16 protein-coding genes are annotated in these 26,928 nt (G+C 72.0%); 13 read left to right on the top strand and 3 right to left on the bottom strand.

Features of this window, described 5'->3' with window-relative positions; all coding sequences use genetic code 11:
- The first annotated feature begins 156 nt into the window (after window positions 1–156).
- The 5 genes from AB0J86_RS09460 to AB0J86_RS09440 all read left to right on the top strand — a co-directional run bounded on the left by AB0J86_RS09460 (window position 157) and on the right by AB0J86_RS09440 (window position 10,343).
- A complete protein-coding gene (locus AB0J86_RS09460; protein ID WP_363855049.1) occupies window positions 157–3,879 on the top strand; it encodes a phage resistance protein in 3,723 nt (1,240 codons plus the stop codon).
- Window positions 3,876–6,623, top strand: a complete 2,748-nt coding sequence (pglZ, locus tag AB0J86_RS09455) for a BREX-2 system phosphatase PglZ (RefSeq protein ID WP_363855046.1) — start codon at window positions 3,876–3,878, stop codon at window positions 6,621–6,623. Before AB0J86_RS09460 ends, pglZ begins: the two co-directional genes overlap by 4 nt.
- A complete protein-coding gene (brxD, locus tag AB0J86_RS09450; RefSeq protein WP_363855043.1) occupies window positions 6,620–7,921 on the top strand; it encodes a BREX system ATP-binding protein BrxD in 1,302 nt (433 codons plus the stop codon). The genes pglZ and brxD overlap by 4 nt, the downstream gene beginning before the upstream one ends.
- Window positions 7,918–10,047, top strand: a complete 2,130-nt coding sequence (locus AB0J86_RS09445) for a DEAD/DEAH box helicase (RefSeq protein ID WP_363855041.1) — start codon at window positions 7,918–7,920, stop codon at window positions 10,045–10,047. Before brxD ends, AB0J86_RS09445 begins: the two co-directional genes overlap by 4 nt.
- An 80-nt stretch (window positions 10,048–10,127) precedes the next feature.
- On the top strand, window positions 10,128–10,343 hold the full coding sequence (locus AB0J86_RS09440; protein WP_363855039.1) for a hypothetical protein: 216 nt from the start codon (window positions 10,128–10,130) through the stop codon (window positions 10,341–10,343).
- Window positions 10,344–10,600: 257 nt separating this feature from the next.
- On the opposite strand, the gene ilvD is transcribed toward AB0J86_RS09440, so the two are convergent.
- Complete coding sequence (gene ilvD / locus AB0J86_RS09435; RefSeq protein ID WP_363855036.1) at window positions 10,601–12,448, bottom strand: dihydroxy-acid dehydratase; 1,848 nt, start codon at window positions 12,446–12,448, stop codon at window positions 10,601–10,603.
- Window positions 12,449–12,750: 302 nt separating this feature from the next.
- Between ilvD and AB0J86_RS09430 the strand changes: the two genes are divergently transcribed.
- From AB0J86_RS09430 to serA, 6 genes are all read left to right on the top strand, one after another.
- Window positions 12,751–15,204 carry a bifunctional diguanylate cyclase/phosphodiesterase gene (locus tag AB0J86_RS09430; RefSeq protein ID WP_363855034.1) on the top strand — a complete coding sequence of 818 codons (2,454 nt, stop codon included), beginning with the start codon at window positions 12,751–12,753 and terminating at the stop codon, window positions 15,202–15,204.
- Between the two features lie 270 nt (window positions 15,205–15,474).
- A complete protein-coding gene (locus AB0J86_RS09425) occupies window positions 15,475–17,412 on the top strand; it encodes an acetolactate synthase large subunit (protein ID WP_363855031.1) in 1,938 nt (645 codons plus the stop codon).
- A gap of 9 nt (window positions 17,413–17,421) precedes the next feature.
- The gene (gene ilvN, locus AB0J86_RS09420) at window positions 17,422–17,937 is read left to right on the top strand and encodes an acetolactate synthase small subunit (protein WP_363855029.1); all 516 of its coding nucleotides are present in this window, start codon (window positions 17,422–17,424) and stop codon (window positions 17,935–17,937) included.
- Between the two features lie 40 nt (window positions 17,938–17,977).
- Window positions 17,978–18,991 (top strand): ketol-acid reductoisomerase, encoded by a 1,014-nt coding sequence (ilvC, locus tag AB0J86_RS09415; protein WP_363855027.1) that lies wholly within the window; start codon window positions 17,978–17,980, stop codon window positions 18,989–18,991.
- Window positions 18,992–19,259: 268 nt separating this feature from the next.
- Window positions 19,260–20,480 (top strand): mannosyl-3-phosphoglycerate synthase, encoded by a 1,221-nt coding sequence (gene mpgS / locus AB0J86_RS09410; protein ID WP_363855024.1) that lies wholly within the window; start codon window positions 19,260–19,262, stop codon window positions 20,478–20,480.
- Window positions 20,481–20,822: 342 nt separating this feature from the next.
- Window positions 20,823–22,421 (top strand): phosphoglycerate dehydrogenase, encoded by a 1,599-nt coding sequence (gene serA, locus AB0J86_RS09405; RefSeq protein WP_363855021.1) that lies wholly within the window; start codon window positions 20,823–20,825, stop codon window positions 22,419–22,421.
- Window positions 22,422–22,520: 99 nt separating this feature from the next.
- Here the strand turns inward: serA and AB0J86_RS09400 are convergent, their stop codons facing one another.
- Complete coding sequence (locus AB0J86_RS09400; RefSeq protein ID WP_363855018.1) at window positions 22,521–22,877, bottom strand: hypothetical protein; 357 nt, start codon at window positions 22,875–22,877, stop codon at window positions 22,521–22,523.
- Window positions 22,878–23,306: 429 nt separating this feature from the next.
- Here AB0J86_RS09400 and AB0J86_RS09395 point away from each other — a divergent pair, with 429 nt between their 5' ends.
- The gene (locus tag AB0J86_RS09395; protein ID WP_363855015.1) at window positions 23,307–24,515 is read left to right on the top strand and encodes an esterase-like activity of phytase family protein; all 1,209 of its coding nucleotides are present in this window, start codon (window positions 23,307–23,309) and stop codon (window positions 24,513–24,515) included.
- A 146-nt stretch (window positions 24,516–24,661) separates the two neighbouring features.
- On the opposite strand, the gene AB0J86_RS09390 is transcribed toward AB0J86_RS09395, so the two are convergent.
- Window positions 24,662–25,558 carry an FAD:protein FMN transferase gene (locus tag AB0J86_RS09390; protein WP_363855012.1) on the bottom strand — a complete coding sequence of 299 codons (897 nt, stop codon included), beginning with the start codon at window positions 25,556–25,558 and terminating at the stop codon, window positions 24,662–24,664.
- Window positions 25,559–25,744: 186 nt separating this feature from the next.
- On the opposite strand from AB0J86_RS09390, the gene AB0J86_RS09385 reads away from it, so the two are divergent.
- Window positions 25,745–26,776, top strand: coding sequence for a 3-isopropylmalate dehydrogenase (locus tag AB0J86_RS09385; protein WP_363855358.1), 1,032 nt, complete (start codon window positions 25,745–25,747; stop codon window positions 26,774–26,776).
- Window positions 26,777–26,928: the final 152 nt, after the last annotated feature.

Raw genomic sequence — 26,928 nt, 5'->3', positions numbered from 1 at the left:
CGGCCTGCGGGAACTCCGACGTTCAGCCGATGCCGGACGGTTCGCCGGCCAGTGCGGCAAAGCCGCCAGGGCGAAATGGAACCGTCCAATCCGGATACCGCATCGCCGCCTCGATGGGTAGCGTGGGCACGCTGGGAAGCCTGGGGAGGACACGGCGTGACGCTGCTGCGCGAATTGATCGATATCCCGACCTCGGTCGGCGAGGGCGATTTCGTGGTCAAGGCGGCCGAAGGAGCCGACCTGGACCGGTACGTCGTCACCGATCAGCTCCGGGACAACTTCGCCACCGCGCTACAGCGGATCGGGCACGCCGTCACCACCGCACGCTCCCAGGCGATGTTCCTGCACGGCTCGTTCGGCTCCGGCAAGTCGCACTTCATGGCCGTGCTGCGGGAGATCCTGCGGCACAACCCGGACGCCCGGAAGATCCCCGGGCTCGCCGGTCCGGTCGTCGCCGCCGACCCGTGGCTGCCGGAGCGGAAGTTCCTCACCCTCACGCTGCACATGCTCGACGCCCGCTCGGTCGAGCAGGCAATCCTGGAGGGCTACCTGCGCCAGGTCACCGCGGCGCACCCCGAGGCGCCCGTACCCGCCGTACACCGGTCGGACGCCCTGCTGGAGAACGCGGCCGACCTGCGGCGCACCCTCGGCGACGACAAGTTCTTCGCCGCGCTGCGCGACGGCGGCACCGCGCCTGGCGCGGTCGGGGGCGGGCTCGCCGCGCTGCGGGCCCAGGCCGAGGGCTGGACCGCGCAGCGGTACGCCGAGGCAGCCGCGCAGCCGCCCGGCACCAAGGACCGCGACACGCTGGTCAGCGCGCTGACCGCCGCGTTCTTCCGGGGCGCGGTGCACAGCGGCGAATACCTTGACCTGGACACCGGCCTCGCCGTCATCACCCGGCACGCCAAGAGCCTCGGGTACGACGCCATCGTGCTCTTCCTCGACGAGCTGATCCTCTGGCTCTCCGGGCGGATCGCCGACCACACCTTCGTCAACACCGAGGGCGCCAAGCTCAACAAGCTGATCGAGTCGGCCGACGAGGCCCGGCCGCTGCCGCTGGTGTCGTTCGTGGCGCGGCAACGCAACCTGGAGGAGTTCCTCGGCCCGCAGGTCGGCGGTACCGAGCGGGAGGCGCTGGCGGATGTGATGCGCAGCGCCCAGGGGCGGTTCGGCCAGATCGTGCTGGCCGACACGAACCTGCCCGAGATCACCGAGAAGCGGCTGCTCAAGCCGAACGACGACGCGGCCCGGGCGGTCATCGACAATGCCTTCGCCGCCGTACGGCACAACCGCGAGGTCTGGGACACGCTGCTGCTCGGCGCACAGTACGGCGACGCCGGCATCGGTTCCGACGCCACCTCGTTCCGGCAGCTCTATCCGTTCTCGCCCGCGCTGGTGGCGACCCTCGTTGCGCTCTCGCAGGCGCTGCAACGGGAACGCACCGCGCTGAAGGTGATGACCGAACTGCTGGTCGACCGGCGGGACACCCTGAAGGTCAACGACCTGATCGGCGTCGCCGCCCTCTTCGACCCGCTGGTCTTGCACGGCGAACTGCCCGACCGCCCCAAGCTGCGCCAGCAGTTCGAGGCGGCCCGCACGCTCTACCTGCGCAAGCTGCGACCGATCCTGCTCGCGCTCAACGGCATCGACGAGGACCGGGCGACCGGACACACCCAGTTCCAGCTCGACGACAAGCTGGTCAAGACCATCCTGCTCGGCGCCCTGGTGCCCGAGGTGCCGGCGCTGCACAACCTGACCGCCGCGAAGCTGCACGCGCTGAACTTCGGTTCGATCGCCTCGCCGATCCCCGGCTACGAGAACACCCTGGTGCTCAACCGGCTCCGCAAGATCGAGCAGGACGCCGGTGAGCTGCACCTGACCGACGACCACGACCCGGTCGTCTCGCTCAAGCTGCACACCGTCGACTTCGACAAGCTGCTCGACCTCGTGCCGCTCGGTGAGACCTCGGCCGGCGTACGGCAGCAACTGCTCCGGGAGCTGATCATCGCGGAGATGGGGCTCGCGGGCGGCGAGGGCAGCCACGGCGAACTGCAGCACCCGCGCGACTGGCGAGGTCGCCGGCACGTCGTGCAGGTGAAGTTCGGCAACGTCCGCGACCCCGACACCATGCCGGTCGCCGCCCTGATCGCTCCCGGAGAGTCCTGGCGGATCGTCATCGACTACCCGTTCGACCCGCAGGACTACCCGCGCAGCGCCGACCGGGCCCGGATCGAGGAACTTGATCGCGGCTCCAACACCGTCTTCTGGCTGCCGCTCTACCTGACCGACGACATGATGGGGCGCGTCGCCCAGCTCGCGAAGATCAATTACCTGCTCGGCGTGGGCGGCGCGGGCGAGCGGCTCAACACGCTCGCCGCCGACTGGCCCAAGGCCGACCGGCAGCAGGGCAAGGTCTACCTCCAGCAGCGGCAGAGCCAGCTGCGCGACGCGCTGGTGCAGGCGCTCAAACAGGCGTACGGGGCGGCCAACCCGCAGCCCTCCGACGTGCAGGACGACCCGGTCGGCGTACTCCACACACTCGCGGAAGGGCTGCGGATCGGCGACCCGCGCGGCGGCACCCTCGCCGACGCCTTCCGCAACCTCACCGGCGAGCTGCTCGACTGGTCGTACCCCGGCACCCCAGCGCTGCCCGTGGACGAAAAGCCGCTGACCCGGGCGGAACTGGGCAAGGTGCTCGACTACGCGACGAAGGCAGCCGCCGACCCGACGCACGGCGTCAGCGTGCCACCGGCGGACCAGAAGATCCTTCGTCGGATCTGCAACAACCTGCAGCTCGGCGAGCTGATCGACCACCGGTACGTGCTCGACATGACGACCTGCTTCTGGAGCCGCCACCTGCTGCAGGAGGCGGCCAAGCAGGACTACCGGGACCACTTCCCGGTGCACGTGCTGCGCGGGCTACTGGACGTGCCGAAGGCCCGCGGCTTCGACCGCGACCTGCAGAATCTCATCATCGCCGTGTTCGCGCTCGAACAGCAGTTGAGCTGGTACGAAAATGGCGGGAAGATCAAGGTTGCGCTGGTGACCGGCGTCGAAGACCGGTTCGAGCTGCGCCACCCGCCGATGCCCGACGAGGAGAGCTGGAAGGCGGCCGTCCGCTTCGGCCAGCCCTTCTTCGGCGAGGTGCTGCCGCTCTTCCGCAACCCCGCCAACCTCGGCACCCTCGCCGGCACGATGCGAAAGGTCGCCCGGGACTACGCCACCAGCGCCGGCCAACTCGTCGATGAGTTGACCGCACACGCCGCGGTGCTCGGCCTGGACGCCGAGGCCGCGACCGGGCGGCTCGCCACCGCCCGCCGCGTCGCCGCCCTGCTCGCCCAGGTCTCCCAGGAACAAGACGACGTCGTACTGGTCAACATCGTCGCGAACGTACCGGCGCAGTTCGGGGACCTCGATGGGCAGGCGCTCAGCCAGGTCTTCAAGCAGGCAGGGAAGCTGCGTGCCGCGCTCGCTGCCACCCAGTGGCCGCTCTTGGCGGCGGTCGAGCACCGGGCCGAGACCGATCCGCGGGCCCGGAACGTCATCGCGCAGCTCCGCACCGTCGCGGGATACGAGCAGCATGCCGGTGATCTTGCGGCGGCCCTGCAGCAGGCGGTCGCGGCAGCCGCCGCGATCCTGGCCGAGGAAAAGCGGCCACTGCCCCCGCCGCCCCCGCCTCTTCCGCCCGATGACCCGAAGAAGCGCAAGCCCGAGAACCGCGACGTGGAGGAAATCGTCCCGCCCGAGGTGGTCAGGCAGATGGTCGTCCGCGACGCGGCCGGGCTCGGGAAGCTGACCGACCAGATCAGGGCCGCGCTCGGGCCCGGTCGGCAGATCACCGTGACCTGGACGGTCCGGGGCGGGGACGGCCAGCCGTGAACCTGCCCCGGACCGCCGTACGGCCCGCCGCCGTGCGCCGCAAGGTCGAGGCGTGGCTCGCCGAGCGGGACAACGCGGAGGCGATCGCCTTGCGTGCCCGGCCGGAGTGGACCGGCGACCCGGTGCTCCGGATCGGTGGCACCCCGGTCCGCGTCGTGCCCTGCCCTACGCCGATAGCTGCCCGCGCAGCCCTCGCCGACCGGGCGGCCGGCGAGAAGCTGGTGCTCCTGACCGACCTCACCGAGGTGGAACTCGGCGACGGCCTACTCGCCCACACCAGCCGGCAGCAGGTCCGCAGCGTCGACGCGTGGGACCTCGTACGGCAGACCTTCGGTGGTCAGGCGCAGCTCGACTCCACGCTGGTGCGCACCGGACGGTGGGTCGCCGACGCGCTCACCGATTTGGCTCCGGTGGACGGTTGGCCACCACCGGCCGGCACGATCCTCACCCGCGACCACGCGCTGCGGCATCTCGCCGGGGCGGCGCTCGGCCTCGACCCCGACGAGTTGGACGGCGCCGGCCTGTTGCAGTGGAGCACTGACGCACCGGCACAGCTCCGCTTCGCCGAGCTGCCACGGGAGTGGGCCGACGGCATCGCCGGCTTCGTCGCCGACGCCGCCGGTCCGGTCGCCGTACCCGTTCTCGCCGCCGTACGGGCCGGGCACGGGGTCGACGCCATCCCGATCGGGCTGCTCGCCGGGGTCCTCTGGCCCCGGGGCACGGACAAGCCGGCGGAGGTCGAGGTCGTCGTCGCCCGTACCCGGTTGGAACCCCGGTTCGGCGGCACCCGGCTCACCGCCGCGCAGGCCGTGTCCTTCGCCGACGCCGCCGAAGCCTGGATCTACCGCGCCCTGGACGCCGAATCCTCGCGACGCGAGGCGTACCGGATGCTGCACCGGGCCGAGGAGATCGCCGCCGAGATCGAAATCGCCGACCGGCTCGCGGCCTCCACCGTCCTGCCCAGTGGGTTCACCCAGCGGATGCGCGCCTTCGCCGCCGCGGTGCGGCTGGCGCTGCCGCTCACCGGTACCGGCCAGCCCGCCGCCGCACCGATCGCCGCTGCGCAGGACCGGCTGGCCGAGGTGGAGGAACACCGCTCGGCGGACAGCAGCCGGGTGGAGACGGCGCGGATGGCGGTCCGGCTGCTGCGCTGGCTCGCCGTACCGGACGGCCCGGCGCCGGTCACGCTGCTGGACGCGCTCCACCGCCAGGTGCGGGACGACGGCTGGGTGGACCGGGCTCGGCTCGACGTCTTCGCCGGTGACCCGGACCAGCAGGTGGCGCAGGCATACCGGTCGCTGCACGCACTGGTGGACGCCCGGCGGGCCCGGCATGACGAGCAGTTCGCGGAGCTGCTGCAGGACACCACCCACGCCGAACGCGAACCGGGCAGCCTACTGCGGGTGGAGGACGTTCTCGACCGGGTCGTGCAGCCCATTCTCGACAACGAGCGGCGGATCCTGCTGCTGGTCCTGGACGGGATGAGCACGGCGGCCGGTACCGAGGTCGCCGACTCGCTGTCGCGCGTCGGGGCCTGGACCGAACTGACCCCGAAGGGCGGGCAACGGACCGGCGTGCTCGCCGCGCTGCCGACCGTGACGTCCGTCAGCCGGTACAGCCTGTTCAGCGGGAAGATAGCCGTCGGGGACCGGAACGACGAACTGAAAGCCTTCCGGGGTCGTTTCCCCGGCAGCGTTCTGCTGCACAAGTCGGACCTGCGGGCGCCCGCAGGTGCCGCCGTGGACCCCGAGGTCGCCGCCGCCATCGCCGACCCGGGTGTACCGGTGGTAGCGGCCGTCATCAACACTATCGACGACGCGCTGGACCGCAGCGACCCCGGCACCATCGAGTGGAGCAGGGAGACCATCAACGGCCTGCGGAATCTGCTCGCCGTGGCCCAGGACCGGGTCGTGGTGCTCCTCTCCGACCACGGACACGTCGTGGACCGGGGACCGGAGGCGGTGCTGCGCGCGTCGGACTCCAGCGAGAACCGCTGGCGACCCGCTACCACCCCAGCGGGCGAGGGCGAACTGCTGTTTGCCGGCAGCCGGGTGGCGCTCGGCGCGGGCAAGGTGATCCTGCCCTGGCGGGAGGAACTGCGCTACGGTCCACGCAAGGCGGGCTATCACGGCGGCGCCGCGCCCGCCGAGGTGGTCATCCCGCTACTGGTATTCGCGGCTCAGGACGAGGCGGCGGTGCCGGGATGGTCCGGGGCGCCCGTGGCCAGCCCTGAGTGGTGGCGAGAATCGTTGACGGCAACCGACGCGGTGCCTGCGTCCGCGCCGACCGGGTCCGATGAGGCGCCCGCCCTACCAGCGCCCCGTCCCGGCCGCCGCCAGCGGCCACCCGCCCAGGACGAAAGCCTGTTCGACCTGCCGGCCGCAGCGCCACCGGCGGTACCGCCGCCGCCTCCGGCGATCTCGGCGGACCCGGTCCGGTCGCTGACGGAGGCGCTGCTGGCAAGCCCCGTCTACGCCGAACGTCGGGACGCCCGCGCGCCCCTGCCGGACGAACGCGTCGCCGCCCTGCTCGCCGCGCTCGTCGCTGGCAACGGCCGGTCGACCCTGGACACGCTCGCCACGCGGGCCGGGGTGCCTGCGCACCGCATATCCGGCACGTTCACCGCGCTGCGCCGGCTGCTGCAGGTCGAGGGCTACCCGGTACTCACCCTGGACGCTGACGGGCGGACCGCCAAACTCGATATCCCGCTTCTGGCAGAGCAGTTCGGGCTGGAGTGGCCGTGACCATCGACGTGAGCGCCCGGCGGCGACGGGACATCGTCGACGCGCTACGCCGTGGAGTTGTACCCAGCAACGGACTCGACGTACTGGCCGTCGGCCTGGACCGGTTCACCGCGGCCCTCGACGACGACCTCGACCGCGTGACCGGCGGCGGTAGCGTCTTCAAGGCGGTCCGCGGCGAGTACGGCGCCGGCAAGACCTTCTTCACGCGCTGGCTGGGCGAGCGGGCCAAGCGGAAGGGCTTCGCCGTCTCCGAGGTACAGATCTCGGAGCTGGAAACGCCGCTGCACCGAATGGAGACCGTGTACCGCCGGCTGGTCGAACAACTCGCCACCGAGCAGTTCGCGCCGAGCGCCCTCCGACCGGTCCTGGACGGCTGGATCTTCGCGCTCGAAGAGGACGTGCTGGCCGGTGGGGACGTGGCCGAGGACGACCAGGACGGGCTCGACCGGGCCGTCGGCGAGTTGCTCGAACGGCGGCTGGCCGACATCTCACGTACCACGCCCGGCTTTGCCGCCGCGCTGCGTGGCTACCGGACGGCGAGCGCGGCGGGGGACCAGGTGACGGCCGGCGGGCTCGCCGCCTGGCTGGGCGGGCAGCCGCACGTCGCCGCCTCGGCGCGGCGTACGGCGGGAGTCAAGGGAGAGCTCGACCACTTCGGTGCGCTCAGCTTCCTGCAGGGCCTGCTCACCGTGCTGCGCGACAGCGGGCACCCCGGTCTGCTCCTGGTCCTGGACGAGGTGGAGACCCTTCAGCGGGTCCGTTCGGACGCCCGGGACAAGGCCCTCAACGCATTGCGGCAGCTGGTTGACGACATCTACGCCGGACGCTTCCCGGGTCTTTTCCTCCTCATCACCGGTACTCCGGCGTTCTTCGACGGGGCGCAGGGGGTGCAGCGACTCGGCCCTCTGGCGCAGCGGCTTGCCACCGACTTCGGCGCCGAAGCGCGCTGGGACAACCCCCGCGCCACCCAACTGCGGCTGCCCGGCTTCACCGAGGACGCGCTGGTGGAACTGGGAGCCCGGGTACGCGACGTCTACGACAGCCCCCGCGTCACCGCCGCCGTGGACGACGACTATCTCGGCGAGCTGGCACGAGCGGTGGCGGGCCGGCTGGGCGGCAAGGTTGGGGTGGCTCCCCGGGTGTACCTCAAGAAGCTCGTCGCCGACGTGTTCGACCGGGTCGACCAGTTCGACGACTGGGATCCGCGCCAGCACTACCAGTTGACGCTGCGGGCTGACGAGCTGACCGAGGTGGAGCGGAACGCGGCCTCGGCCGACGACATCAACCTACCGCTGTGAACGAGGAGTCCTCGCTCGATCCGGTCGTGCTGCACCACGTCGTCAACGACCTCGGCTGGGCGGACCTGAGGCCGCTGCAACGGGCCGCGATCGATCCGCTGCTCGCCGGCGACGACGCGCTGCTGATCGCACCGACCGCCGGAGGAAAGACGGAAGCAGCCATCTTCCCGCTGCTCTCCCGCATGTCGCGCAACGGGTGGACCGGCCCCTCGATGCTCTACCTCTGCCCGCTCAAGGCGCTGCTCAACAACCTGCTTCCGAGGCTGGAGCGGTACGCCGGCTGGCTGGGCCGTACGGTCGCACTCTGGCACGGCGACGTCGACACGTCGGCCCGGCGCAAGGTGCTCTGGCAGCGACCGGACGTCATCCTCACCACGCCCGAGTCATTGGAGTCGATGCTGGTCAGCGTGCACGTCGACCACCGGAACTTCTTCGCGAACCTGCGGGCCGTGGTGGTCGACGAGGTACACGCGTTCGCCGGCGACGACCGCGGCTGGCATCTGCTCGCCGTGCTGGAACGGCTGACCCGGGTGGCTGGCCGTCCGGTACAACGGGTTGGTCTCTCGGCGACCGTCGGAAACCCCGAACAGTTGTTGGCCTGGCTTCAGGGCTCGGGTGCGGCAACGCGGCCGGCTCGGGTCGTGGCGCCGGACCGTATACCCCCAAACACCGACCATCCGATCACGGGAGGTCCATCCCCAGGCGAGATCGAACTGGACTACGTCGGCTCACTGGCCAACGCCGCCACCGTGGTGGCCGGTCTGCACGCCGGTGAAAAACGGCTGGTGTTCTGCGAGTCTCGGCAGACCGTCGAAGAACTCGGGCAACTGCTGCGGGAAAAGGGGGTCACGACATTCCTCTCCCATGCCTCCCTGTCGGCTGACGAGCGGCGTCGATCCGAGCAGGCGTTCGCGGAGGGACGGGACTGCGTCATCGTCTCCACCAGCACGCTGGAACTCGGAATCGACGTAGGGGACCTCGACCGGGTCATCCAGATCGACTCGCCGTCGACGGTCGCCTCCTTCTTGCAACGTTTTGGTCGCACCGGTCGCCGACCTGGAAGCGTCCGTAATTGCCTGTTCCTCTGCCGCAGCGGAGCAGAACTGGTCGCGGCGGCGGCGTTACTGGTGCTCTGGGGACGGGGCTGGGTCGAGCCGGTCGTGGCTCCGCCCGAGCCCCGGCACATCGTCGCGCAACAACTCCTCGCGCTCTGCCTCCAGGAGCATCGCGTCGGCGACCAGCTCTGGCCGCGGTGGTGGAACGGCTTGGCACCCTTCGGAGCCGGCGCGGAACCCATTCTCCGGCATCTCGTCGAGCATGGCTTTCTCGACCGCGACCAGGACCTGCTCTTCATCGGGCCGGAGGCCGAGCGACGGTTCGGCCGTCGCCATTTCATGGAGCTGACCGCGGTGTTCACCGGCCCGCCCGAGTTCACGGTGCTGCAGGGACGTACCGAACTGGGGCGGGTAGATCCCGGCCTGTTGACGGAGGAGGTACGCGGCGATCGGCGGCTGCTGCTGGGCGGCCGGAGCTGGCGGGTGACATACGTCGACTGGCGGCGGCGCCGCTGCTTCGTGGAGCCGGCCGACGGTGGAGGCCGGGCACGCTGGACATCTGCTGGATGGGTGGGATGGGGGCACGAACTGGCCCGCGCGATGCGTGAGGTCCTGCTCGGCGCGGACCCGCCCGTACGGCTCACCACCCGCGCAGTAGCGCGGCTGGCGGAGGCTCGTGAGGACCGAGAGGCGCTGGTGCATCCCGGCGGGAGCTTGATCGTCCGGAGCCGCAACGGCGACCTGCACTGGTGGACCTGGGCAGGCTTGCGGGCGAACGCCACCTTGGCCGCGAGTCTCGATCGGGCTGTCGACCCTGCCTACCGGTTCGACGACTACTCCCTCCGGCTTCGGGAGGATTTGCGACCGGACGAGTGGCGCGCGGTGCTCGAAGACGCATCGCTCGGCCTCTCCCTCCCCGAGGTGGACAACCGCGCGCTCGCTGGGTTGAAGTTCGGTGTGGCGTTGCCGGAGCGGCTCGCCAGGGCCACCCTCGCGGCCCGACTTGCCGACCTCGACGGGGCGGCTGCCGTGCTTGGCCAACCCACCCGATTTACCGTCATGACTAGCTAGGCAATCGCCTAGCTAAGCGACGAGAGTAGGGAGAACAGCCCCTGAGGGCGGGGCGGCCTTATAACTCGGGCCGAGCCTTAATGCGCACGAGCTTGCTGGCCCAGGAATCGAAGGCGACGTGGCGGCCGCTCGCGCTGACGGCCGGCGTGCTGGAATCTCTGTTGCCGATTCCAACGGTCGTGGAGACGCTGACCCGGCTCAGTCCGGTGAGCGCCGTCGTGCCGGTAGCACCGGTTGCGGGCGCGGCCCCGAGCAGCACCGTCGCGCAGCCCACGGTCGCCGCAAGCGTTTTCTGAGCAGCCCTCATCGTTGCTTCCTCCCGATCGGGATTGGCGTTCTGCGACGGGTACGGCGCGATTCCCGTCAGGCTGGCAGGACGTCGCACGGCCCTGGACCGCCGTCGAGGGAGGCGGCGATGTCGGCCGTTCAGAATCCGACAGCGCCCGACGATTTCCGTGGCCGTCGGGATGGTTTCGACTTCGGGAACGCGAATACGGAAGGGCCCCTCGTCACCACGGAGGCGACGAGGGGCCCATTTCGAGAAGACCGAAGGCTACTCGGGGACGCGGCGGTACGCGCCGTCGCTGGCGCTGGTCGCCATCGAGGCGTACGCGCGCAGCGCCGCGGAGACCGGGCGCTCCCGGTGCACCGGCGTGTACGGGCGGTCCCGCTTCTCCTGCGCGATTCGGCGGGCGTCCAGCACCTCGGCCGGTACGTCCAGTTCGATCGAGCGGGTCGGGATGTCGATGACGATCTCGTCGCCCTCCTCGACCAGGGCGATCAGCCCGCCGCCGGCCGCCTCGGGGGAGACGTGCCCGATCGAGAGGCCGGACGAGCCGCCGGAGAAGCGGCCGTCGGTGACCAGCGCGCAGTCCTTGCCCAGGCCCCGCCCCTTCAGGAAGGAGGTGGGGTAGAGCATCTCCTGCATGCCGGGCCCGCCCTTCGGCCCCTCGTAGCGGATCACCACCACGTCGCCGGGGACGATCTTGTTGGCGAGGATCGCCTCGACCGCGTCCTCCTGCGACTCGAAGACCTTGGCCGGGCCGCGGAAGCTGAGCCGGTTCTCGGGCACGCCGGCGGTCTTCACCACGGCGCCGTCGGTGGCCAGGTTGCCGTGCAGGATGGCCAGCCCGCCGTCGGCCGTGTACGCGTGCGCCAGGTCGCGGATGCAACCCTCGGCCGCGTCCGTGTCCAGTTTGGACCAGCGGTTGGCGGTCGAGAACGGCTCGGTGGTGCGTACCCCGCCGGGGGCCGCGTGGAACAGCTCGATCGCCTCGGGTCGGGCCGTGCCGCCGCGGATGTCCCAGTCGGCCAGCCACTGCTCCAGGTCGGGCGCGTGTACCGCGTGCACGTCCCGGTTGAGCAGCCCGGCCCGGTCCAGCTCGCCGAGGATCGCGGGGATGCCGCCGGCCCGGTGCACGTCCTCCATGTGGTACTTGGGCGAGTTCGGCGCGACCTTCGACAGGCAGGGCACCCGGCGGGAGATCTCGTCGATGTCCTTGACGCCGAAGTCCAGCTCCGCCTCGCGGGCGGCGGCGAGCAGGTGCAGCACGGTGTTGGTCGAGCCGCCCATCGCCACGTCGAGCGCGACGGCGTTCTCGAAGGCGGCCCGGGAGGCGATCGACCGGGGCAGGACCGAGGCGTCGTCCCCGTCGTACCAGCGCTTGGCGATCTCCACGACGGTCCGCCCGGCCTCGACGAAGAGCGACCGGCGGGCGGCGTGGGTGGCCAGCGTCGAGCCGTTGCCCGGCAGCGCGAGCCCGATCGCCTCGGTGAGGCAGTTCATCGAGTTGGCGGTGAACATGCCGGAGCAGGAGCCGCAGGTCGGGCAGGCCGAGCGCTCGATGTCGCCGAGCTGCGCGTCGGTCACCGCGTCGTTCGAGGCGGCGATCATCGCGTCGATCAGGTCGATCTTGTCGTGGACGATGCCCTCGATCGCCACGGTCTTGCCGGCCTCCATCGGGCCGCCGGAGACGAAGACGGTCGGGATGTTGAGCCGCAGCGCGGCGAGAAGCATGCCCGGCGTGATCTTGTCGCAGTTCGAGATGCAGACGAGCGCGTCGGCGCAGTGCGCGTTGACCATGTACTCGACGGCGTCGGCGATCAACTCGCGGCTGGGCAGCGAGTAGAGCATGCCGCCGTGGCCCATGGCGATGCCGTCGTCGACGGCGATGGTGTTGAACTCGCGGCCGACCCCGCCGGCCTCGGCCACCGCGTCGGCGACCAGGCCGCCGAGGTCCTTGAGGTGTACGTGACCGGGTACGAACTGGGTGAAGCTGTTGGCGATGGCGACAATCGGCTTGCCGAAGTCGCCGTCGGTCATCCCGGTGGCCCGCCACAGGGCCCGGGCGCCGGCCATCGTCCGGCCGTGGGTTGAGGTCTTTGACCGCAGTTCGGGCATCCGCCCAGTGTTGCACCGCAGCCCGCCTGCCGTCCGCCGCCAGGCCCGGCCGTTCCGACACGCGGGACGCCGCAGGGGGATCCGGGACCACCGGGGGCGCACAGGCGCGGGGACCGGGAGACGCACACCCGGTCCGACGCCGGGTCTCCGACACGCCGAGCGGCGGTACGCCCGCCGCGCCCGACCGCACCGGCGGATGGCCTGCTGGGGCGGGCCGGCGGGCCGGACGGCGGGGGGCGATGTCGCCAAAGAGTTGTCTACCCAGTACCCCACGGAGCGGACGCATCCGGCACAGTTGATGCGTGCAAATCCCCTCCGGCACGGTGGCGGTCGTGGCGGCGAGCGCTGCCGGCGCACTGTCCGGTTTGTCGCTTCTGGTGGTCTCGGCGCGGCAGCGCGGCGGTCGCCGGCGCCAGGCGCACCAGCTGCTGGCCGCCGGCGCGGGGCTGGCCACCGCGGGCCTGCTCGTCGGCGCGATCGGCATGATCGCCGTCGCCGGCCACTGGGACGAGCACCAGTCGCACCGCACGGGGCTCGCCACGCTGGTCGCCGTCCCGATGGCGGTCGCCGGCCTGCTGCTCTGCGCGGGGCTGCTGCGGCTGCCCGGCGTCGCGGAGACCGGCGCGGCGGCGCTCCGGCTGGTCCTGGACGGCCTGGTGGTCGCGGCGGCGCTCTGGTTCGTCGGCTGGATACTGCTGGTCGAACCGACCCGGCTGCTGGGGGCGGCCACCCCGGCGTCCTGCGCCGCGATCATGCTCTCCGCCGTGACGGCGGTCACGGCCGTCGGCCTCACCTTCATGATCGGCGGGTACTCGGCCCGGCCGCGGCGCGGGCTCGCCGGTGCCGGGCTCGGTGTCAGCGTGACGGCCGGCGGGGGGCTCGGGCTCGCCACCGGCATCTGCCAGGCCGGCCCGGTCCCGGCAATGGCCGGCGCCGCGACGCTCGGGGCCGGCCTGCTGCTGGTCGCGTACGCCAGCCGCCGCACCGACGCCACGGGCGGGCCCGAGCGGGACGTCATCCGCCAGGCCAGCGGGTACGCCTTCCTGCCGATGCTGGCGATGGTCGTCTCCGCCGCCTACCACCTCGGCCGGGGCGGCGTCTTCACCGCGCCCGGCGTCGTCGCCGGCAGCGTCGAGGGCTTCGCCCTGGTCGCGGGCCAGTACTTCGCGCTGCGCGACGTGCGCGGCTACGCGAGCCGGCTGGCCGAACGCGAGGCGCACTTCCGCGAGCTGGCCCACACCGATCCGCTGACCGGGCTGGCCAACCGGCGCGGGCTGCTGCGGGTCCTGCACAACGAGGCCGGGCCGGACAACCCCTGCGTGCTGCTCGGACTGGACCTGGACGGGTTCAAGCACGTCAACGACATGCGCGGGCACGACGTCGGGGACGCGGTGCTGGTCGAGGTGGGGCAGCGGCTGCGCGGCAACCTGCGCCCCGGCGACCTGGCGGCCCGGCTGGGCGGGGACGAGTTCGCGGTGCTGATGTGGGGACGACCGCCGGAGGCGCAGCGGGTCGCCGAGCGGCTGCTCGGGGTGCTGGGCCGGCCGTACGAGCGCCCGGAGGGGCGGATCTTCCTCTCCGTCAGCATCGGGCTCGCCGGCGATCCGGACTGCCCGGACGTCGAGTCGCTGCTGCGCCACGCCGACCTCGCCCTGCGCTACGCCAAGCAGCGCGGGAAGAACCGCGTCGAACGGTACGACGTCGCCTACGACCAGCTGCTGCGCCGGCGTACGACGGTGGAGCACGAACTGCGCGGGGCGATCGGGCGCGACGAGCTGAGGCTGGTCTTCCAGCCGGTGGTGGCGGTGCCCTCGGTACGCCCGGTCGGGGCGGAGGCGCTGCTGCGCTGGCACCATCACGAGCTGGGCAACGTGGGCCCGGACGAGTTCATCCCGCTCGCCGAGGAGTGCGGCATGATCGCCGAACTCGGCGCCTGGGTGCTGCACCAGGCGTGCCACCAGCTCTCCCGCTGGCTGGCCGACGGGCACGACGTCTGGGTCTCGGTCAACGTCTCGCCCCGCGAGCTGCACGCGCCCGAGTACGTCAACCGGGTCGCCGAGGCGCTGCGCGCCCACCGCGTACCGCCGCAGCGGCTGGTGCTGGAGGTCACCGAGCACGCCGTCGCCACCGACCTGGACGAGCTGATCCGGCGGCTCGGCGCGCTGCGGATGACGGGCGTACGGATCGCGCTGGACGACTTCGGCGCCGGCTACTCCTCGCTCGGGCAGCTCCGCCGCCTACCGATCGACATTCTCAAGATCGACCACAGCCTGGTGACCGAGCCCGAGCCGGCCACCGCCGTCACCCCGGACGGGCGCCCCTTCGCGCCGATGGTCGACGTGGTGATGCGGCTCGGGCACCAGCTCGGCCTGGAGGTGATCGCCGAGGGGGTGACCAACCCCACCGAACTTTCGGCGGTGGTCGACGCCGGGTGCCGTTTCGGCCAGGGGCAGCTCTTCGGCTGGGGCGTGCCGGCCGAGCACCTGGAGGCGATGCTGGAGGCGGCCAGCTCGCCCGCCGCCCGCCCGGTACCGGTGCCGCGACCGGACGCCACGCCCGGCACCGGGCCGACCTCGGCCGCCCGGGGCGACCGCGACCGGCATCCGTCACCGGCCCGGGGCGACCGCGACCGGCAGGAGCGGCCCGGCGTGGACCGGCTTGGCGCGGACCGGCCTGGTGGCGACCGGCCCGGCGCGGATCGGGCCGCCCAGGATGTGGGATCAGTTGACTCATCGCGTGAGATGCGTCAGGCTTAGCCCCATGTCCACGACCCGGTCGCTCCGAGTACTTATCTGAGCGCACTCTCTCCGACCACTCGTCGAACGAGAGTGCGCTGGCCCCGTGCATCCGCACGAGGGCCATTTTTATTGGCATCGTCAGCTCCACCGGCGTCGCGCGCCCGGCGCCACCGCCGGTCCCGGGACGCGTCCGGGCCCCGCGGGTCCCGACGGGCCGCGCTCCGCCCGACGCACCACCGAGGCACTCCTGTATAAGCACCACCGAGCCGAACCGAAGGCCGAATCGTCATGACCAGACCCACGCCAGAGACCCTCGCCCACTCCGCGCGGCGGAGCCGGCCCAGCACCGAAGCCGCCAGTGAGGCCGCCGGCCAGCTCGGCCGCGGCGTCCCGAGCCCCGCCACCGCCGCGCCGGCCGCCGTACGCGCCATCGCGCCGCAGCCGTGCACCGGGGCGGGTTCGCTCGTAAAGTCGCTGGAGGCGCTCGGTGTGGATGTCGCGTTCGGCATCCCCGGCGGCGCGATCCTGCCCGCCTACGATCCGCTCTACGACTCGAAGGTGCGGCACATCCTGGTCCGGCACGAGCAGGGGGCCGGGCACGCCGCCACCGGCTACGCGCAGGCCACCGGCAAGGTCGGCGTCTGCATCGCCACCTCCGGGCCGGGCGCGACGAACCTGGTGACGCCGATCGCCGACGCGTACATGGACTCGGTCCCGATCGTGGCGATCACCGGTCAGGTGGCCCGGCCGTCGATCGGTACGGACGCCTTCCAGGAGGCGGACATCCAGGGCATCACCCTGCCGATCACCAAGCACAACTTCCTGGTCCAGACGGCCGAAGAGATCCCGCAGATCCTGGCCGAGGCGTTCCACCTCGCCGCCACCGGCCGGCCCGGCCCGGTCCTGGTCGACATCCCCAAGGACGTCCTCCAGGCGCAGACCACCTTCAGCTGGCCGCCGACCCTGGACCTGCCCGGCTACCGGCCCACCCTGCACCCGCACGGCAAGCAGATCCGGGAGGCGGCCCGGCTGATGGTCTCGGCCCGCCGGCCGGTGCTCTACGTCGGCGGCGGCGTGCTCAAGGCCGGCGCCACCGAGGGGCTGCGCCAGCTGGCCGAGCTCACCGGTATCCCGGTGGTCACGACCCTGATGGCGCGCGGCGCGTTCCCCGACTCGCACCCGCAGCACCTGGGCATGCCGGGCATGCACGGCACCGTCGCGGCCGTGTACGGCCTGCAGAAGGCGGACCTGATCGTGGCGCTGGGCGCCCGCTTCGACGACCGGGTGACCGGCAAGCTCGACTCGTTCGCGCCGGGCGCCGCGATCGTGCACGCCGACATCGACCCCGCCGAGATCGGCAAAAACCGCCCGGCCGACGTGCCGATCGTCGGCGACGCCCGGTACGTCATCGACGAGCTGATCGAGGCGATCAGGTCGCTCTCCGGCGGCGAGCGGTCGAACGGGCGCGCCGCCGCGGGCGCCGCCGGTACCCGCCCGGTCCCCGGCGACCGGACCGAGTGGTGGGCGCAGCTCAACGACCTGCGCGAGCGGTACCCGCTGGGGTACGACGAGCCGTCCGACGGCACCCTCGCCCCGCAGTACGTGATCGAGCGGCTCGGCAAGATCGCCGGCCCGGACGCGGTCTACGTGGCCGGCGTCGGGCAGCACCAGATGTGGGCCTCGCAGTTCGTCTCGTACGAGAAGCCGTACACCTGGCTGAACTCCGGCGGCCTCGGCACGATGGGCTATGCCGTGCCGGCCGCGATGGGCGCGAAGGTCGGCAAGCCGGAGACCACGGTCTGGGCGATCGACGGGGACGGCTGCTTCCAGATGACCAACCAGGAGTTGGCGACCTGCGCGCTGGAGGGCATCCCGATCAAGGTCGCCGTCATCAACAACGGCAACCTCGGCATGGTGCGGCAGTGGCAGACCCTCTTCTACGGGGAGCGCTACTCCAACACCGACCTCGGCACCCACAAGCACCGCATCCCGGACTTCGTGAAGCTCGCCGAGGCGCTCGGCTGCGTGGGTCTACGCTGCGAGAACGCCGCCGACGTCGACAAGACGATCGAGGCCGCGATGGCGATCGACGACGCTCCCGTCGTGATCGACTTCGTGGTGGGCAAGGACGCGATGGTCTGGCCGATGGTGGCCGCCGGTACCAGCAACGACGAAATCATGTTCGCCCGCGGGGTCCGCCCCGCCTTCGACGACGACGACCTGTGAGAGGCAGCCATGACGACCCACACGCTCTCCGTCCTGGTGGAGAACAAGCCCGGCGTACTCGCCCGGGTGGGCGGGCTCTTCTCCCGCCGCGGGTTCAACATCGACTCGCTGGCCGTCGGTGAGACCGAGAACCCCGAGGTCTCCCGGATCACGATCGTGGTCAACGCCGACTCCTCACCGCTGGAGCAGGTCACCAAGCAGCTCAACAAGCTGGTCAACGTACTGAAGATCGTCGAGTTGGACCCGGCGGTCTCGGTGGCCCGGGAACTGCTGCTGGTCAAGGTCCGCGCCGACCGCGCCGCCCGGTCGCAGGTACTGGAGACGGTCAACCTCTTCCGGGCCCGCGTCGTCGACGTCGCGCCGGACACGCTCACCATCGAGGCGACCGGCACCGCCGACAAGCTCGACGCCCTGCTGCGCGACCTCGAACCGTTCGGAATCAAGGAAATGGTGCAGTCCGGCCTGGTGGCGATCGGGCGGGGCTCCCGCTCGATCACCACCGGTTCGGCGCTGCGTGCCGCTTAGCCGCGGTGGCCGACCGGGCCCCGCACGAAAGGGAAGTGCAATGACCGCTGAGGTGTACTACGACGACGACGCCGACCTCGGCCTGATCCAGGCCAAGAAGGTCGCCGTGCTGGGGTACGGCAGCCAGGGGCACGCGCACGCGCTGTCGCTGCGCGACTCCGGCGTGGAGGTCGTGGTCGGCCTGCCGGAGGGCTCGAAGAGCCGGGCCAAGGCGCAGGAGCAGGGGCTGCGGGTGGCGACGCCGGAGCAGGCGTCCGCCGAGGCCGACGTGATCATGGTGCTGGCGCCGGACACGGTGCAGCGGACGCTGTACGCGGAGGCGATCGCGCCGAACCTGACCGCCGGCAAGGCGCTCTTCTTCGGCCACGGGTTCAACATCCGGTACGGGTTCATCACGCCCCCGGCCGACGTGGACGTGGCGATGGTGGCCCCGAAGGGCCCGGGTCACCTGGTGCGTCGGCAGTACGTGGACGGCAAGGGCGTACCGGTGCTGGTCGCCGTGGAGCAGGACGCGAGCGGCACCGCCCTGGCGCTGGCGCTGGCCTACGCCAAGGGCATCGGCGGCACCCGGGCCGGTGCGATCCGCACCACCTTCAAGGAGGAGACGGAGACCGACCTCTTCGGCGAGCAGGCGGTGCTCTGCGGCGGCGCCTCCGCCCTGGTGCAGACCGGGTTCGAGGTGCTGACCGAGGCGGGGTACGCCCCGGAGATCGCGTACTTCGAGTGCCTGCACGAGCTGAAGCTGATCGTGGACCTGATGTACGAGGGCGGCATCGCGCGGATGCGGTACAGCGTCTCGGACACGGCCGAGTACGGCGACTACTCGCGCGGTCCGCGCGTGGTGGACGCCCGCGTCAAGGACGAGATGCGCAAGATCCTCGCCGAGGTCCAGTCGGGCGAGTTCGCCCGGGAGTGGATCGCGGAGGACGACGCGGGCCGGCCGAACTTCACCAAGTGGCGGGCCGAGGGCGCGGCGCACCCGATCGAGGAGACCGGCAAGAAGCTGCGCGGGATGATGAGCTGGGTGGACCGGCCCATCACCGAGACCGCGTGAGCCGCGGGAACGCCTGAGGCGTTCCGGCGCCCGCCGAACGCCCGCCGTCAGTCGGGCGTTAGCGGTGGTGGCCCGGGGTCCGGCGCGGGGGTGACCGCGCCGGGGCCCGGGCCGCTGCGTGTCGGCCCGGCTGCGTACGGTGCCGCGCGCGGCGGTCGCGTTACCGCAATATTGCGGGCTGAAGACGAGTCCGTGCGAATGATGTTGCGGCGAGGAATCGGCTCGCGGTTACGGGCGGTTATCGACGTCGCTCGGGTACTGTCGCCGCATGCGTCTGGAGCAATCGCATCGCACCGAGCGCTTTGGTGCCGTTCGTATCCACGAACTTCAGCGCGTCATCCAGCTGGACTCGGGTGATGCGCCCGGAACCGGTAGTGACGGGGTCGTCTCGCACGCGGCCATCCGGGCGATCGAGCGGGAATTGGTCGTCGTCATTCCCTGCATGAACGAAACACGCAGAGTAATTGAAGGCGTGCTCTCCGGGATACCGCACGACTGCCTCATCGTGCTCGTCTCCAACAGCGCGCGGCAGCCGGTCGACCGGTACGAGATCGAGATGCAGACGGTGGAGCAGTTCTGCCGCGCCGCCGAGCGGCCGGCGATCACCGTGCACCAGCGCGACCCCGGGCTCGCCGCGGCGATGAAGGCCGCCGGCATGCCCGAGCTGATCGACGACGACGGCCTGGTCCGCAGCGGCAAGGGCGAGGCGATGCTGATCGGCATGGCGGTGGCCGCCCTGACCGGCCGCAAGTACCTCGGCTACATCGACGCGGACAACTACGTACCGGGCTCGGTGCACGAGTACGTGAAGGTCTACGCCGCCGGGCTGCACCTGGCCGCCAACCCGTACGCGATGGTCCGGATCTCCTGGCACTCCAAGCCGAAGCTGCGCGACGGGCGGCTCTTCTTCAACCGCCGCGGGCGCAGCTCCGAGATCACCAACAGCTTCCTGAACCGGCTGATCGCCGAGTACTCCGGCTTCGGCACCGAGGTGATCGCCACGGGCAACGCCGGCGAGCACGCGCTCAGCCTCGAACTCGGCCTGCGGATGCGGCTGGCCGGCGGCTTCGCGGTGGAGCCCTTTGAGTACCTCGACCTCTTCGAGCAGTTCGGCGGGGTGCTGGACGCCGCCCACCCCGAGGTGATGGCGACCTCGGTGCCGGTGCTCCAGATCGAGACCCGCAACCCGCACTTCCACGACAACAAGGGCGAGGAGCACGTGCAGGGCATGCGGATGCAGGCGCTCAACGTCCTCTACCACTCGCCGATCTCGCTGCCGGCGGTGCGCGAGGCGATCCTGGAGTTCATGGTGGCCCAGGGGGTGCTCGCCCCCGGCCAGGAGCCGCCGCACGAGCGGATCTACCCGCCGGTCGGCTCGCTGGCGTTGGACCTGCTCCGCGACGTGCTGGAGGCCGAGGCCGGCGGGTTCCGGGTCTTCGGTACGGGGGCGCTGGCGGCCCGGGCCAGCCTGCCGCATTCGGTGCTCTGACCCCGCGCGGTCGGGCTGTCCGGGGTCGGGTCGCGGTCGGTCGCGGTCGGACTGCCCGGGGCCGGGCGCCCGAATGGCATCGGTCGGCGTCTCACTCCTTGGACGTGAGCGGTAACACCTTCGGGCGTTCACCAGGGGTTTAGGTGGGGTTTGTGAGGGCCCTCACGCCGCGTCACGGGCCACCCTGCGCAGCGGTCAGCCTACGATCGCGGGTAGGTCGTCCGGCCTCCACGCCGGGCCGGATTACCAGCGCACGGGAGCGCGCATGGGCGCAGCGCGGCGCCCCTACCGCCGCGGACACGCGCGCCGACACCCGCCACAGCCCGACACATTCGAGGACCGATGACTCCTGTCGTACTGATCGCCGAAGAACTCGCCCCCGCCGCAATCGACGTACTGGCCCACGACTTCGACGTACGCCACGTCGACGGCACCGACCGTCCCGCGCTGCTCGCCGCGCTCGCCGAGGCCGACGCGGTCATCGTGCGCAGCGCCACGCAGATCGACGCCGAGGCCGTCGCCGCCGCGACGCGGCTGAAGGTCGTCGCCCGCGCCGGGGTCGGTCTGGACAACGTCGACGTACCGGCCGCGACCGCGCGCGGCGTCATGGTCGTCAACGCCCCGACGTCCAACATCGTCTCCGCCGCCGAGCAGGCCGTCGCGCTGCTGCTCGCCGTGGCGCGCAACACCGCCAGCGCCAGCGCCGCGCTCAAGGCGGGAGAGTGGAAGCGGTCCAAGTACACCGGCGTGGAGATCCAGGGCAAGACCGTCGGCGTGGTCGGGCTCGGTCGCATCGGTGTCCTCTTCGCGCAGCGCATGGCGGCGTTCGGCACCCGGCTGATCGCGTACGACCCGTACGTACAGCCGGCGCGCGCGGCGCAGCTCGGGGTGCGCCTCGTCGGGCTGGAGGAGCTGCTGCGGGAGAGCGACTTCATCTCGATCCACCTGCCGAAGACCCCCGAGACGGTCGGGCTGATCGGCGAGAAGGAGCTGACCCTCGTCAAGCCGGGGGTGCGCATCGTCAACGCCGCCCGGGGCGGTCTCGTCGACGAGCAGGCCCTGGCCGACGCGATCGCCGAGGGCCGGGTCGGCGGCGCCGGCATCGACGTGTACGCCAAGGAGCCCTGCACCGCCTCCCCGCTCTTCGCCTTCGACAACGTGGTCGCCACCCCGCACCTGGGTGCCTCCACCGCCGAGGCGCAGGACAAGGCCGGTCTCGCGGTGGCCCGCAGCGTCAAGCTCGCGCTGCAGGGCGAGTTCGTGCCGGACGCGGTCAACGTGCAGGCCGGCGGCGTGGTCGACGAGGACGTCCGGCCGTTGCTGCCGCTCGCCGAGAAGCTCGGCAAGGCGTTCACCGCGGTGGCGGGCGGCGTAGCCGCCAGCGTCACGGTCGAGGTGCGGGGCGAGATCGTCTCCCACGACGTCTCGGTGCTCAAGCTCGCGGCGACCAAGGGCCTCTTCACCTCGGTGGTGGAGGAGCAGGTCACCTACGTGAACGCCCCGCACCTGGCCGCCGACCGTGGGGTCGAGGTCGGACTGGCCACGTACGCGGAGACCGCCGACCACCCGAACCTGGTCACCGTACGCGGCGCCCTCCCCGACGGCCGTACGGTCAGCGTCTCCGGGACCGTGGTGCACGGCGGCAGCCGCGACGTCATCAAGCTCACCGAGGTGGACGGCTTCGACCTGGAGATCGCGGCCGAGGGCATCCTGCTCTTCTTCCGCTACTCCGACCGGCCGGGCGTGGTCGGTACCGTCGGGTCGATCCTCGGCGAGGCCGGCGTCAACATCGCCGCGATGCAGGTGGCCCGGCGCGAGGCCGGCGGCGAGGCGCTGATGACGCTGACGGTCGACTCGGCGGTCGGCGTCGAGCTGCTGACCTCGGCGGCGGACTCGATCGGCGCGGTGGCGGCCAGCGCCGCGGACCTGCGCGACGAGTAGCACGCGTCCGCCCCGCCGCGTACCCGGATCGACGGGACGCGGCGGGGAGCGGACCTCCGCGGGGCCCGGCGAGTTCTGCTCGCCGGGCCCCGGCGCGTCTCAGCCGCCGACCCGGGCGGGCGGCGGGTAGACCGAGCCGTCCTGCGGGTCGAGCAGGATCAGACCGTGCTCGCCGGCGAGCCGCTCGATGTCGAGCAGCACCTGGTCCTCGCAGGTCTCGGTCAGTCGCATCTCGACGTGGTCGGTGGCCACGTGCAGCGGCGCCACCGCCCAGGGAGAGGCCGGGGCGGGCGCGCGGTCCGGATAGCTCGCCGTCACGGCGCGGTAGAAGGATGCCACCCGCGGCTCAGGGCGATCGTCGACGTGCTCGCCCTGGCGACACAGCTCGTGGGCGGCGTGGACATCCGCGGAAGAGGCTCCGTCCTCCAGAGCCCAGACGACCAGATCGAAACTCACGCGGCACAGCGTGCCATCTGTCGTTCATCTTTTGTTGCCGGCCCCGGCCGACACGCTGTGCCGGGCAACTCTTGCGTTGAGTTGCGTCGATTCGCTAGCGTATCCGCGCGGTTACCCGTGTCCGTTCCCGGCGTGGGCTCGTCTTCGGGTGATGAGGCGCGACGCCGGGCGGGTAGTCCAGCACCCCCGTGTGTGCGAGCCACGCGCACTCGTCGCCGATCGGCCTCCACGGTCATTGCCGAGACCGTGGAGGCCGATCGCGCGTGGCACAACCGCGCGTGGCAGGACCGCCCGTGTGCAACGCAGTTGGCAAGCGCAGCTTCGCTGTGGACCTTCCCGCTGGACAACTGCGGTTCATCCGCCGTCCCTAGTGTCCCGCCGGAGAATCCAGGGACCGTTCGTGCCGCGTACGCGGCCAGGAAATGGGGAATGATGGGAGCTGTGAAGCGCCTCGGCGTCGGTGTCGCCATCGCGGCCATCGCGCTCGGGCTGCCCGGCGGCGCCTCGGCGGCGGACCGGGACACCTTCGGTCAGGCCCGGTTGCAGGAGTTCGCCGCACTGCCGGCGGAGACCTTCGTACCCGGCAGCGAGCCGTCCGGCGCCGCCCTCGGCGGTACGCCCAGCAACGGCATCGTCCCGCCCTTCGCCGACCAGCCCGTCCAGGGCTTCAGCGGGGTGCTGCGCAACAGCGACGGCACCTTCGACGTGCTCTCCGACAACGGGTACGGCAACAAGGGGAACAGCGCCGACTTCCTGCTGCGGGTGCAGCGGATCGCGCCGGACTTCCGTACCGGCGCCGTCGACGTGGTCGGCGGGATCAATCTGACCGACCCGGACGGCAGGGTGCCGTTCCCGCTCACCCGCCCCGACCGGGTGCTGACCGGCGCCGACTTCGACGTCGAGTCGATCACCCGTACGCCGGACGGCACCTACTGGCTGGGTGACGAGTTCGGCCCGTACCTGCTGCACTTCGACCGGGCCGGCCGGCTGCTGCGGGCCCCGGTGCCGCTGCCCGGCGTCTACGCGCCCGAGAACCCGACCCGGGGCGAGACCCCCGCGAACATCAACAGCAGCAAGGGCTTCGAGGGGATGGCGCTCTCGCCGGACGGGCGTACCCTCTACCCGCTGCTGGAGGGGACCGTCGCGGGTGACCCGGCGGGCTCGCTGCGGTTCAACGAGTTCGACATCGCCGCGAACGCGTACACCGGCCGGCGGTGGAGCTACCAGCTGGACGACCCGGGCAACGCGATCGGCGACGCCATCGCCGTCGACCAGGACCGGTTCCTCGTCATCGAGCGGGACAACGGCCAGGGCGCCACGGCCAAGGTGAAGAAGATCTACCTGGCCGACCGGCGGGACCGGAACCGGGACGGCCGGCTCGACAAGAAGCTGGTCGCCGACCTGATGGACATCGCCAACCCGAAGCGGGTCGGCGGGTTCGGGACCACGTTCACGTTCCCGTTCCAGACCATCGAGGACGTGGTGATCCTCGACGACCAGACCATCGCCGTACTGAACGACAACAACTTCCCGTTCTCGTCCGGCCGTACCGAGGGCAGGGCGGACGACGACGAGTTCATCGTGCTGCGGCTCGCGGGCGACCTGGACGCGGACAAGCGCGTCCTGCGCCGCCGCTGACCGACCGCACCGGCGGGGCCGGCCCGGCCGGGGCGCAGCGCCCCGGCCGGGCCTCGGTGTCTCCCGGGCCGGCGCGCGCCCGGCGCCGTGACAATCCTGGCGCCGTGACAATCTCGGGGGCGCGACGCCGGGAGACGCGGCGCCGGTCAGGGCCGGGCGTCGCGCGCCAGGCCGCGGTCGCGCCGGTACGACCGGGCGCGCGGCGGCGGCAGGGCCCGGTACCCGTCGGCGGTGGGGAACCAGGCCAGCCCGGCCCGCCCCGCCGCGAAGAGCGCGGTGGCGTACGCGTCGGCGACCACCGGGTTCGGGCCGATCACGGTGGCGGCCACGAGCTGGTCCACCGGCTCGCCGGTGTGCGGGTCGACCACGTGACCGCGCCGCCCGCCCACCCCGGAGGTGCCGATCGCCGCGTCGGTCAGTTCGAGCACCACCGGGGCGCGCCGCGCGTCGGTGGGGTGGTGCAGGGCGACCCGCCACGGTCCGCCGTGCGGCGCGTGCCCGCGTACGAGCAGGTCCGCCCCGCTGATCAGGGCGTAGTCCGCGATGCCCGCGGCGTGCAGCCGCGCCGCGGCGCGTTCGGCGGCCCAGCCGCCGAGCAGCCCGCCCGGGTCGAAGCCGCCCGGTACGGCCCACGCATCGAACCAGCCGTCGGTGGCGGCCCGCATGGCGGCGCAGCGGTTCACGATGTCGGCCAGCGGCGCGTACGAGTCGGCGGAGATCTCCCCGCGTCGCAGCCGGGAGACGAGGCTGGTGGGGCGGGCCGGGCTGTAGGTGAGGTCGACCGCGCGCAGCTCCGCCACGGCGTCGGCGAGCGCCTCGCCGAGCGCCCGCCGACCCAGCCCGGCCGGCCCGTTGAGGACGAGGGTGTAGTCGGTGATCGACGTGGCGACCGTGTGCCGCGCCACCAGCCGCCCGGCCGGTGCCGCGCCCGAACGCTCGGTGCGGCGGGCCGGGCCCAACCGCAGGTCCGGGCGCTGGCCCCGGATGGCCGGCGCCGCTGGCCGGCTCCCCGGGCGGGTCCGGCGGGCTTCCCCGATCATCATCTCGTCCTCCCTTGGACGGCGACTCACCGCCGAGGCTAGGGAAGCAAGGTGGATGGCCCATGGACGCTGGCTGTGAAGATCCTGAAGTCGACACTTTCCCGCATGTTGGGAGCGCCGTACCGAGAACCGGGACGTTCCCTTAACGTTCCCTAGACAGCAGAGGCAGCAAAGGAGCTTGACGTGTCGGTGGCACGGATCGCGGTGGTGGCCGGCGACGGTATCGGACCGGAGGTGGTCGCGCAGGCCCGCAAGGTCCTCGACGCGGTGCTGCCCGGCATCGTGGCCACGGAGTACGACCTGGGCGCGGCGCGCTACCACCGTACCGGCGAGGTGCTTCCCGACTCGGTCCTGGCGGAGCTGGCCGGACACGACGCCATCCTGCTCGGCGCGGTCGGCGACCCGACCGTCCCGCCGGGCGTGCTGGAGCGCGGCCTGCTGCTCAAGCTCCGCTTCGTCTTCGACCAGTACGTCAACCTGCGCCCGTCGCGGCTCTGGCCCGGCACCTCCACCCCGCTGGCCAACGTGAAGCCGGGCGAGATCGACCTGGTCGTGGTCCGCGAGGGGACCGAGGGCCTGTACGCCGGCGCGGGCGGCGCCATGCACCGGGACACCCCCGCCGAGGTCGCCACCGAGGAGAGCCTCAACACCCGGCACGGCGTGGAGCGGGTGATCCGGGACGCCTTCGCGCGGGCCGAGCGCCGCGAGCGCCGCAAGGTCACCCTGGTACACAAGACCAACGTGCTGGCGCACGCCGGCTCGCTCTGGGCCCGCACCTTCGAGGCGGTCGCGGCCGAGCACCCCGACGTCACCACCGAGTACCAGCACGTCGACGCGGCCGCGATGTTCCTGGTCAGCCAGCCGCAGCGGTTCGACGTGGTGGTGACCGACAACCTCTTCGGCGACATCCTCACCGACATCGCCGCGGCGGTCAGCGGCGGGATCGGCCTCGCGGCCAGCGGCTCGATCAACCCCGAGCGGACCCACCCGTCGATCTTCGAGCCGGTGCACGGCTCCGCGCCGGACATCGCCGGTCGCGGCGTCGCCGACCCGGTCGCCGCGGTGCTCTCCGCGTCGCTGCTCCTGGACCACCTCGGACACCCCGAGGCGGCCGAGCGAGTAGCCGGGGCGGTCGCCGCGGAGCTCGCCGCCCGTACCCCGGGCGCGCCGCTGCGTACCGCCGAGGTCGGCGACCGGCTCGCCGCGGCGGCCGCGGGCTGACCCCCGCCGTAGCGCCGCGGGCTGAGCGCACTCTCAGTACCCTTCACCCCTCTCCTCCCATCTGGCGCTGTCCGCGCCGACGGGCCGACCGGTGGTTCCCGCTGAACGACCGTTCGGGGTAGATTTCAGGCACGATTCTTTCGGCATGCCTG

This window comes from Micromonospora sp. NPDC049559 (assembly GCF_040676675.1).
Classification (GTDB): Bacteria; Actinomycetota; Actinomycetes; order Mycobacteriales; family Micromonosporaceae; genus JBFAPK01.
Note: the sequence above shows the minus strand (reverse complement) of the source record. Positions and strands in the feature narration are given on the sequence as shown.